General features: G+C 69.0%; 5 protein-coding genes and 1 tRNA gene. 1 reads left to right on the top strand and 5 read right to left on the bottom strand.

Annotation, left to right across the window (positions count from 1 at the left end; translation table 11 throughout):
* Positions 1-29: 29 nt before the first annotated feature.
* The gene (locus tag KME80_RS07220; RefSeq protein ID WP_219501727.1) at positions 30-3,500 is read right to left on the bottom strand and encodes a S8 family serine peptidase; all 3,471 of its coding nucleotides are present in this window, start codon (positions 3,498-3,500) and stop codon (positions 30-32) included.
* 529 nt (positions 3,501-4,029) lie between these two features.
* A complete protein-coding gene (locus tag KME80_RS07215) occupies positions 4,030-4,797 on the bottom strand; it encodes an SDR family NAD(P)-dependent oxidoreductase (protein ID WP_246644271.1) in 768 nt (255 codons plus the stop codon).
* A gap of 588 nt (positions 4,798-5,385) precedes the next feature.
* On the opposite strand from KME80_RS07215, the gene KME80_RS07210 reads away from it, so the two are divergent.
* Positions 5,386-7,083, top strand: a complete 1,698-nt coding sequence (locus KME80_RS07210) for a tyrosine-type recombinase/integrase (RefSeq protein ID WP_246644270.1) — start codon at positions 5,386-5,388, stop codon at positions 7,081-7,083.
* A 417-nt stretch (positions 7,084-7,500) separates the two neighbouring features.
* Here the strand turns inward: KME80_RS07210 and KME80_RS07205 are convergent.
* From KME80_RS07205 to KME80_RS07195, 3 genes are all read right to left on the bottom strand, one after another.
* Positions 7,501-7,574: transfer RNA gene (locus KME80_RS07205), tRNA-Ile, on the bottom strand.
* Between the two features lie 187 nt (positions 7,575-7,761).
* Positions 7,762-9,201: a S1 family peptidase gene (locus KME80_RS07200; RefSeq protein ID WP_219501725.1), complete on the bottom strand. Its 1,440-nt coding sequence runs from the start codon at positions 9,199-9,201 to the stop codon at positions 7,762-7,764.
* 82 nt (positions 9,202-9,283) lie between these two features.
* Complete coding sequence (locus tag KME80_RS07195; protein ID WP_219501723.1) at positions 9,284-10,216, bottom strand: LysR family transcriptional regulator; 933 nt, start codon at positions 10,214-10,216, stop codon at positions 9,284-9,286.
* Positions 10,217-10,277 lie beyond the last annotated feature (61 nt).

Below are 10,277 nucleotides of genomic sequence, written 5' to 3'. Positions count from 1 at the left end.
GCCCCGCGGGAAGCCCGGTCCGGTCTCGGTCAGAAGGTGGGCGTGATCTCCTGGGTGGTTCCTCCCACACCGTGGTAGTTGCTCCCGATCGACCACACAGAGTCGTTGATCAACGGCTTGTACTCGAACGCCTGGCCGGCCGGGATGCCCGGCACCCAGCAGTCCCACACAGCGGTCGAGACCTTCACGCAGTCACGACCGGCAGACCAGGTGAGCGGGCTGACGTTGCCGCGGATCGTGATCCTGTTGCCCGCCCCCGCGTCCTTCTGCACGCGGATGCGCGTCGACCCCGGCGCCTCCTTCACCTGGTACGCCCGGATGATCGTCTGCTTGGCGGTGTTGCCCGCCTGATCGGCCAGCGTCGCGCGCAAGGACACGAAGCCGGGGCCGGCCGGGTTGGTGATCTGCGGGGTCCCGCACGTCGACCCTTGGGACACCGTCGTCCAGGTGGAGCCGTCGTCGACGGAGGACTCGATCAGGCAGGAGGTCAGGGACGTGACGGCCTGGCCCGGCTCCCGCTGGACGGTGGTGACCACGGGGGTCACGGTCCCGGCCGCAGCGCGGTTCATCTCGTCCAGTCCGTCCGGCCGATACCGCACCACCATCAGCGGGAGCGGCCCGTTCGCCGTGGCATCGGAGGTGAAGGTCCATTCCGTATCGATCTGAATGGACGTGGCGTCATTTCTGTTGGTGGCAGAAGCGGTGAGCTTGTACTGCGAGCCGGCCTCCGGGACGGTCACCGGGACGAGCCAGGTACGCGGCTTCACGAAATTGGACCAGATCTGCTGGCCGTCGCGGAACAGGCGCATCGACCCCTCGGTGTCGGCGTTCTCACCACCGTGACCGGCTTCCGAGTCGGAGTGGAGCTTGATGTAGTTGAACACCATCTCGTTGTTGTCACGCCAAGCCGTACCACTCCAGTAGGTGCTTTTCGCGGGGAGCGCGGGGCCGATGACCGCGCCGTTCCACGTCTCCGTGTTGTCCAGGCCGGGGCCGAACTCCCGGGGATCGGCGAGAACCTGCTTTCCGTCGAACCGGAGCAGGCCGCGCCAGCGTCCCGGCGTCCGGTACTCGGTCACCACCGACGGCATCTTGACCGGCGAGTAGATCAGGGCCGCCGGAGAGCTGAGCCCCGTGTCGAACTCGGGCTGGACGAGCAGGCTCGCGTACGAGGCCGTGCCCCGGTAGGTGACGTCGACCTTCGTCAGGTTGGCCGGCGTTCCCTGGAAGGTCGGTTCGCTGGGCACCCCGCTGCGCTGGTCGACGATGCGGTAGAAGTACGGGCTGGGAGTGGTCGCCGAGGAACCTTCCTTGTCGAAGTAGGCGATGGCGGTGTAGGTGATGCCCTGGTCGCTGACCGGGAGGACGTAATCCGCCATGCTGAACCCGGTATAGAGCCCGTCGTCGACGCCGTAGTGGAAGTTCACGTACGTCTCGTGCAGGATCTGCCGGGCGGTCGGCTCGCCGACCGTGACCGTGGCCTTCCTCGCCTGCTGCGCGTCGAGGGTGATCGTCCGGTCCTGCGACATGTCCGCGGGCACGACCGCCATCGTCCACGTGTCGTCGGTCTTGATGAGAGCGCCGAGGTAGTAGGAGCCTGCCGGCAGGTTGACCGTGCCACTGCCGCCGGCGATCGCGACCGGCGTCTCGGTGTCCGACTGGCGGGAGAAGACCCACACCGTGGTGTTGGCCGGTGCGCCCAGGCGGTCCTTGACGATGAGGTCCAGCGTGTGCTGCTCGGGCTGGACGTAGGCGCCGATGGCCGTGCGAATGACCTCGCTGCCGGTGGTGGCCGTGAGCTGCCCGGAATAGGAGCCGACCGGCCGGCCGTGGCCGTCGACGGTCACGGTGACGTCCGCGGTCCCGCTGGCGGGAACGGTCACGCTGGTCGCGCTCACCGTGAAGAGGCCGGCCGGAGCCCCGGCCGCACTCACCTCCAGGATCAGGGTGACAGGTGTGCTGCCGAGGTTGCGATAGCTGACGGTACGGGTGACCGGCGTGTTCGCGGTCGAGGGCACCGAGCCGAAGACCGGGGCTCCCTCGGCGATCACCGTAGCTGTCGCGGCGGCGTTCACATTCACCCGGCCGGTGCCCTGCTGGAAGGCGGTCAGCCCAGGGGTGGGAACGGCGCTGCTGGTCAGAGCCGCCTTCAGCCGGGTGACCGGCCAATCCGGGTGCAGCTCCGCCAAAAGCGCCGCCGCGCCCGCCACGTGCGGCGCCGCCATCGACGTCCCCGACGCCGAGCGCAGGCCACCGCCCGCTCTCGCGGCGACGATGTCCACTCCCGGCGCGGTGATGTCGGGTTTGACGGCGAGGTCTCCCACGCGGGGCCCGCTGCTGGAGAACTCGGCCAGCACGTTCTGCTTGTCGACCGCCCCCACCGTGATCGCGGCGTCCGCCGAGCCTGGAGAGCCGATGGTCTGCGAGCGAGGCCCCTCGTTGCCCGCGGAGATGACGAACAATGCGCCCGTCTGCGCGGACAGGTCGTTCACCGCCTGCTCCATGGGGTCGACGCCCGCGGTGTCCGGCCCGCCGAGGCTCATGTTGACGACCTTCGCGCCGGCGGTCGTCGTGGCCCACTCCATCCCCGCGATGATGTCGGATTCGACGCCGGAGCCGTCGTTGCCGAGCACCTTGCCGACGACCAGGTCGGCCCCCGGCGCCACGCCCTTGCCCGCCCCGCTCGTGGTCGCCCCGGTCCCGGCGATCGTGGCGGCGACGTGCGTGCCGTGTCCGGCCACGTCTTCCACGCCCTGGCCGGTGAAGTCCTGCGAGTCGATCACCTTGCCCGCCAGGTCCGGATGGTCGGTGTCGTAGCCGGTGTCGAGCACCGCCACCTTCACACCCTCACCGGTGTGACCCGACTGCCAGACCTGCGGAGCGCCGATCTGCGGCACACTCTCGGTCAGCGTGGCCTTGACCCGGCCGTCCAGCCACAGCTTGCCCACCTCACCGGCGAAGCTGCGCGGCGAGCGCTTGCCGCCCACCAACGCCTTCCACTGTGCGGTGGTCTTCGTCTTGTCCACGGCGAAGGAGCTCATCCCGAGCCGTGGCAGCGACTTTCGGAGCTTGGCATCCTTCATCACCTGTTGGGCTCCGGCGGGCGAGCGGCCCTTGGGGCTCTGCACGAGTACGGCCAACACCTTGCTCTTGTCGTCGCCATAGTGATCGTCGATCAGGCGGTCAAGGTCGAACAGACGCGGGTCCAGCCGCCCGTTGGCGAGTAGGTCGAGGGCGTCACCCGGGACGACCGACAGGGCGCCGTCGCGGCCCCTGGTGACCCGGTAGCCGATCCCCTCGCGGCCGGAGCCTGGCTCGAAGGCCAGCAACTGCAGGCCGTCACGACCGCTGGACACCGTGACGACGTCTCCGGTGATCAACGTAATGCGCTGGGAGTTCGCCCCTGCTTGGGACGCAGGCGGTGGTGCGGCGGAGGCGACCGCCGGGGTCGGCGCCGCGGCAAGCGCAAGGCCGAGCAGCGCGGCTAACGATCTACGCATCGATTCTCCTAGTACCAGGGAGATGCTTGGAAGGTTTCAGCAAATTTCGACGCTGACGAGATCGAATATAGAGCCCAATGATCTCTACGCGTGCGGCGGGTCGGCATCGCCGCCGACTGCGGCCAGTTCGACGGCAGGACTTATGCACTCAAAAGAGGATATTTCGCTCAAACAGGGAACTAATGACGCCCTGAATGCTTCCGGAATCGCTGCAAGTCCTTGCAGAAATCCTGCACGATCCTATGCTGCGATCATGCGCGGCGAAGCTCTCGGGGGCCTGCGCATGCCACGTCCTCAAGCAACGGCGGCGGGCAAGGTGCCGCCGACGGACAAGGAGAAGCGCCGGCCGTGAAGCCGGCGCCGCGGGGAGGCGTCGGTGGGGAAGCCGCCCCGGGCAGCCGGTCATGGACGGGGCTGCAGGGGCGCGATCTACTGCTCACGTGGTGGGCAGGGGAAACTCGCCGTGAGTGAGGTGTTCGGAGACCTCCCAGAGCTTGTGTGCGGCGTCATCGTCGACTGCTGCGCCGGACTATTCTTCGAGGGCGGCGGGGCCGCGTACCCCGAACCGGCTGGGGCCGGAGAAGCTGGCGCCGGGGACGTTGCCGACGGTGGCCAGCAGGGTCGGCCGGGCGCCGCCTTCGGGGCTTTGGGCCAGGAGCCGCGTTCCCAGTGCGAGGGTGTGGTCAAGGATCCGCCGGCCGGTGGTCATGGTGAATCCGGTGGCCGCCCAGCCGGGATGCGCTGCCGTGGCCAGGATCGGTGAGCCGGCCCTGTTCAGGCGGCGCTGCAGTTCGCGGGTGAACAGCAGGTTGGCCAGCTTGGTCTGTCCGTAGGCGCCGAACGGCCGGTAGGGCCGTCGTTGCCACTGCAGGTCCTCGAAGTCGAGGTGCGCGCTGCGGTAGTTGGTGGAGGACACGGTGATCACCCGCCCGGCGATCTGACCCAGGAGCAGATTCGTCATCGCGAAGTGCCCGAGATGGTTGACGCCGAGCTGGCTCTCGAAGCCGTCGGTGGTGTGCTGCAGGGTAGGGGTCATGGAACCGGCGTTGTTGATCAGATAGTCGATGGGGGCGTCCACGGTGCGGGCGAACTCACGCACGGAGGCCAGCGATCCGAGGTCGAGCGGGCGTGACTCGGTGAGGCCGCCGATCTCGGCGGCGGCCGCGCGCCCGCGGGTCTGGTCGCGTACGGCGAGGACGACCCGTGCGCCCTTCGCCGCCAGGGCGGCAGCGGTGGCCTCGCCGATGCCGCCGATGCCGCCGGTGATGTTTCCTGATGTTGGTGCTGCCGTGGGCATGACGTGCTGTGTTCCTGGCCAGGGCGCTGAGATCGCGTGTGGCCTGTGGTGCTCGAGGCGATCGGAGCGGGTGCTTACTTCGATTTGACCAAGGCGTGGTCTACCGCGCTGTCCTGATTCGGCTCTTCGAGCCGGTATTTGGATGGTGACCGGACAATGGTCGCCGCCAGATCGGGACGAGGATGCTGACAGTACTTTCTTTCCGTTTAGCCGAGCCTTGCTGCATTCTCCCGCCATGACGGCCGAGATGCGGTTGTGCACGTGAATGGGGCCATCTGCGGCCGGCTGCCGCCCGGGAGGCCACGCCGGCGGCGTGCCTGGCCGGATCATGTGTGTCCCGGGGAACGTGACCAGGGGATATCGCTTGACGCGGGCGGTGAAGGTGGGCGTCGATACCACCGCCCCCGACCAGCGGCCCGTGGGCGTTCCACAACGGCCACCCCGGCCGTGTGCGTGCCACGCGACGGCTGCAATCCGGGCCTTGGCCCGCTGCCCATGCGTGGGTCGCCTGACGGCGTGACCGCGTCCCGCGCGACGCGCCGGGCAACCCGCAGGTCGGGTCGTGCAGGGACCCATCGCCCAGGGGCGATGGTGTGTCCAGCCGGTCGTAGGGGTGCGAAGGAAAGGCGTCGTCGAACAGCGACGACGCGGTCAGCAGCCGATCAGGACATGAAGGGCAAGACGACGCAGATGAACGGAACCACCTTCAAGACGTGTTCCTGCCGGGATGAGGCGACCGGCAAGAGGCTGGGCAAGGCGTGCCCGAAGCTGCGGCGCCCCGGCGGCGGAGAACGCTGGAGCAGCGCCCACGGCCGCTGGGCCTATCAGCTCGAGTTGCCCGCGCACGCCGACGGATCTCGGCGTAACCCCCTGCGACGGCGCGGCTTCGCCACACTGGAGGAGGCCGAGGCCGAGTTGGAGCACGCCCGCGCCCTGCTGGCGCTGGATGAGGACCCGCACATCCAGCGGAAGATCACCGAGCTGATGCTGTCGGTGCTCAAGGACACCAAGGCGCTGCCGCCGGTGGAGGAGGTACGGCGCAAGGTCCGCACCCGGCAGGACCTCAATCCCACCGTCACCGTCGCTGAATGGATGGAGGAGTTTCTGCGGCGCAAGCGGAAGATCGATGTGACCACGCGCCGCTCGTACGAGGCGCACATCCGCCTGTACTTCACCCCCTACCTCGGTGACATCCGGCTGGACCGGCTGCGGGTGTCGGACGTGGCGGGCATGTTCGACGCGATCGAGGAGTTCAACGACGCCATCACTGCCGCCCGCGCCAGCGCCGATCCGGAGCAGCGGGCGACGGTGCGGTATCGGCGGCCGGTCGGCCCGGCCACCATGCACCGCATTCGCGCCACTCTCCGGCACGCGCTGAACATCGCGATCAAGCAGGACCGGCTGATCGACTTCAACCCCGCCGCGGTCGTCGAACTTCCCGACGCCGCATCTCCCAAGGCGCTGGTGTGGACCGAGGAGCGGGTGGCCGCCTGGAACCGTGACCTGCAGGATCGGCTCGATGTTGAGCGGCGGCGGCGGTGCGGGGCGCGGCTCAGCCGCGCCGCCATGATCAACGTGTATGCGTCCGTGCCGCGTCCGTCTCCGGTGATGGTGTGGACGCCCTCCCACACGTTCGCTTTCCTCTCCCAGGCGGCTACCCATCGGTTGTTCGCGCTGTACCGGTTGATCGCGCTGCGTGGGCTGCGCCGGGGTGAGGCCGTCGGGCTGCGGTGGAAGGACGTCGACCTGGCCGCCGGGACGGCAGGGGTGCACTGGCAGATCACCCAGCTGGGGTGGGAGCCGGTGCAGGGCAGGCCGAAGACCGAGGCCAGTGATCGCACTATCGCGTTGGACGCCGATACCGTCGGCGCGCTGCGCGCGCACCGCAAACGCCAAGCCGCTGAGCGGCTGGCCGCGGGGGAGGCGTGGACGGACAGCGGGTTCGTTTTCACCGACGAGATCGGCCGGGCGTTGCATCCGCAGCAGGTCAGCGACCAGTTCTACCTGCTGGCCTTCCAGGCGGGGTTGCCGCCGGTGCGGCTGCATGATCTACGGCACGGGGCAGCGTCCATCATGCTCGCCGCCGGAGTCGACCTGAAGGTCGTGCAGGAGACACTCGGGCACGTGTCGTCCACCTTCACCCGCGACACCTATACCAGCGTCTACCCCGAAGTCGCCCGCGCCGCCGCCGAATCCACCGCAGCCCTCATCAACACCGCAGCCAGCGGCGCGCAGACCGCCCGGCTGATCACACTGCCGAACCACATCGACGACGTCACCACCTGAGCTACCGAACCCAGCAGGCCCGCCGATTCGCCGGCGGGCCTGTTTGTTTGCCCTCCATGACGGTGTCGAACCGCCGATCGGTATCTGATTTCGGCTGAGAAGGGCCGAGCAGACTCCCCCGAGAAGCAGGGGATCTTTGTCTGCTGGTCACTAGAGGCCTGACAAGGCAAGACGAGCTGACTTGGACAAGACTTGACCGGGCATGAGACCGCGCTGACCAGCGGTGCCGCCGGAGCTTTCAACTTGGCGTTCTGATGCTGGTCTTCGGGGTCTGAGCTGACAGTGGCGGTCTAAATGATCTACCCGCGTACACGGTCCGCACACAAGAGCAACCATGGAGCAACCGGCCATGATCAACGGCAAGACACGAGGGTGGCGAGAACCGAGAAACCCCAGGTCGGATGCGGTTTTGGTGAGTAGGGCGGGTGGGACTTGAACCCACGACCCACGGATTATGAGTCCGATGCTCTGACCGGCTGAGCTACCGCCCCTGGATTCATTTGTACGGCCTCAAGGCTAGAGCATGACGCCGTGGCTTCCGGCGGTGCGCGCGGCTGCCTCGGACATCATTCCACGACCGGCAGGCGGAATGGAGCCCAAATCGGATCACAGTGGATAAAACCCTCGGGCCTGGGAGGGCCGGGGAGCGCGGGGCTCCCCGGCCCGGGGGAAGCAGGGTTACGGGCGGTTCAGGCCGAGGGTGTAGGAGCCGGAGCCGCTGTAGGCGTGGACGCGGTAGCGGTAGTAGCCGGCGCTGCCGTTGTAGCTGATGGACTCGTCGGCGTTCGGGCTGTCGCTCCTGGCCACGGTGCTCCAGGCGGAGCCGCTCCAGCGCTGGAGGTGCAGGTCGAAGTCGGCGCTGTCAGGGGCGTCCAGGCAGGCCGCGTGGGTGCCCGAGGTGGTGGTGCGGTAGTAGGAGCCGTCGGGCTGGTAGGCGTTCTGGCCGGAGGTGAGGGAGCCGGTGTAGGTGTCCTCGTAGCCGTCGCAGCCGGTGGGCGGGTCGGGGTCGTTGCCGCCGCTCGTGACCAGCGTCAGGTTGCCGACCGAGATGATCTCCCCGATGGGCTGGAAGTACGTGGTGCCGCCGCTGGTGCAGTTGCCGGAGCCGCCGGAGGTCATGCCCTGGGCCTGGTCGCCGGAGATGAACGAGCCGCCGGAGTCGCCGCCTTCGGCGCAGACGGTGGTGCGGGTGAGGCCGGAGACGGTGCCCTCGGGGTAGTTCACGGTGGAGTTGAGCGCGGTGACGGTGCCGCAGTGCCACTGGGTGGTGGAGCCGGAGCGGCACACGGAGCCGCCGGGCTGGGTGACGGCCGCGCCGCGCACGGGCAGGATGCCGGCCGAGTAGCCGTTGACGACGCCGGGGCCGGTCCAGTCGGCGTTCGTCTGGACCCAGGCGTAGTCGTTGCCCGGGAACGAGGAGATCTGGAACGTGCCCTGCGCCACCCGGTTGTGGCCCTGGGTGGCGTCGCCGGTGGAGCCGCAGTGGCCGGCGGTGGTGTAGCCCATCTGGGTGCCGCGCCGGGCCGCGAAGCCGACCGAGCAGCGGTAGGGGCCGGTGTAGTAGGCGTCGCCGCCGCGGATGTCGTAGAAGAGCTTGGCCCGTTCGGCGGACTGTTCCAGCTTGACGGCCTTGGCGTCCACGCCGGCGGTGGCCATCCAGGCGCGGGCGGCGTCGTGGTCGGCGGCCCAGACGACGACGGAGTTGTCGGCGACGGAGACCGACCAGGCGTGCACGGTCGCGGGCGGCGCGGCCTTGTCCAGGCGCTCCTTGACGGCGGTGAGGTCGGCCAGGGTTCTGGGCACGACTCGGGCCCGCGCGCCGGCGCGGGTGATCGCCGCGGTGTCGGCCGCGTCGACGGTGGCCACGACGAGGGCGCTCTCGGCGCCTTCGTACCAGATCCCGGCGAAGCGGTCGCCGAGCTTCTTGCGCAGGCCGGGGGCGGCCCTGTTGCCGCGCGCCTCGTTGGCCAGGCGGTTGATCGCCTGTTCCTGGGTGATGCCGAGGTCGCGCTGGATGGCGTCGACGACACCGGAGGGTGGCTTCTCGGCGACGGCCGGGGTCGCCGTCACGAGTAACGCGCCGATCGCGATCGCGATGGTGGCAGGAGTGCGGAGCATGATGTCTCCTTGCTGCTGGGGTGCCGTTAAAGTAACCAGCCGCCCACTGAGCGAGGAGTACTACTTCGCCCCTATCGCGATGTTATGGTGCGGTGCCGAAACCCGGATTTCGTACCAGCCAGTCGTGATAGACGATGCTGCGTCGTACGGCCTCCTGGTGGGCCTGTTTGGCCTGCACCATCACCCAGGGCGCGTCGGCGGCGCCGGGATGCCGGCCGAGGAGCTGCCGCCAGCGCAGCGGCGCGTTCTTCAGCGGCACCACGACCAGACCGGGCGCGGCCTGATGAGTGGCTTGACAGAGCACCACCGCCCGCCCTACCTGGGCCAGGTGCGCGCAGGTGGCGAGGTCCGTCTCGTACATCGTGCGCGGCGTGAACCCCGCCCGCGCGCACGCCGTCGCGAAGCAGTCGGTGAAGCAGCCGTCGCCGGGCGTCGCGGCCCACTGCTCCTCGGCCAGGTCGCCGAGCTCCACCTCCTTCTCCCTGGCCAGCGGGTGGGTGTCGGCCATGAGCACGAAGACGGGGTCGAGGCTGATCGTCTCCCACACCAGCGTGCCGGTGGGAGCGCCGCCCTCGCCGCACGCGCCGGTGAGCACGTAGTCGAGGCGGCCGAGCTCGACCATCGTGGTGAGCTCGTGGGTCGACCAGCTCGTGTACGTGGTCACGCTCCGTTCGGCGGCGAGCCGGTCGACCAGCCCGCCGAGCACGGGGCCGTTCGTCGCGCCGATCCGGTAGCCGGGGGAGGGGGCGTGCGCGAACCGTACGGCCTCCTCCTGGAGTTCCTTGGCGGCGGGCAGGAGCACCCGGGCGCGGGCGAGCACCAGCTCGCCGAGCCGGGTGGGGCGGGCGCCGTGACGGTCGCGCTCGAACAGCGCGCCGCCGAGCATGCGCTCGATACGTTTCAGCTGGGCGGTCAGGGCAGGCTGCGCTAACCCGAGCAGGGAGGCGGCCTTGCTGACACTTCCCGCGTCCGCTACCGCGCGGACGATTCTGAGGTGCCGGAGCTCGAGGTCCATACCCGGAAGGTAAGGCGGTCCAATCTCCGGGACAATGCCTATATGTCAGGAATTGTGACAT

It is taken from the genome of Nonomuraea ceibae, from assembly GCF_019396325.1.
Classification (GTDB): domain Bacteria; phylum Actinomycetota; class Actinomycetes; order Streptosporangiales; family Streptosporangiaceae; genus Nonomuraea; species Nonomuraea ceibae.
This window is presented reverse-complemented; position numbering and strand designations above follow the sequence as displayed.

Bases quoted from the DNA above. Each gene is read 5' to 3' on its own strand.
- KME80_RS07220 (WP_219501727.1), bottom strand. From the start codon at position 3,500: ATGCGTAGATCGTTAGCCGCGCTGCTCGGCCTTGCGCTTGCCGCGGCG.
- KME80_RS07215 (WP_246644271.1), bottom strand. From the start codon at position 4,797: ATGCCCACGGCAGCACCAACATCAGGAAACATCACCGGCGGCATCGGC.
- KME80_RS07210 (WP_246644270.1), top strand. From the start codon at position 5,386: ATGGTGTGTCCAGCCGGTCGTAGGGGTGCGAAGGAAAGGCGTCGTCGA.
- KME80_RS07200 (WP_219501725.1), bottom strand. From the start codon at position 9,201: ATGCTCCGCACTCCTGCCACCATCGCGATCGCGATCGGCGCGTTACTC.
- KME80_RS07195 (WP_219501723.1), bottom strand. From the start codon at position 10,216: ATGGACCTCGAGCTCCGGCACCTCAGAATCGTCCGCGCGGTAGCGGAC.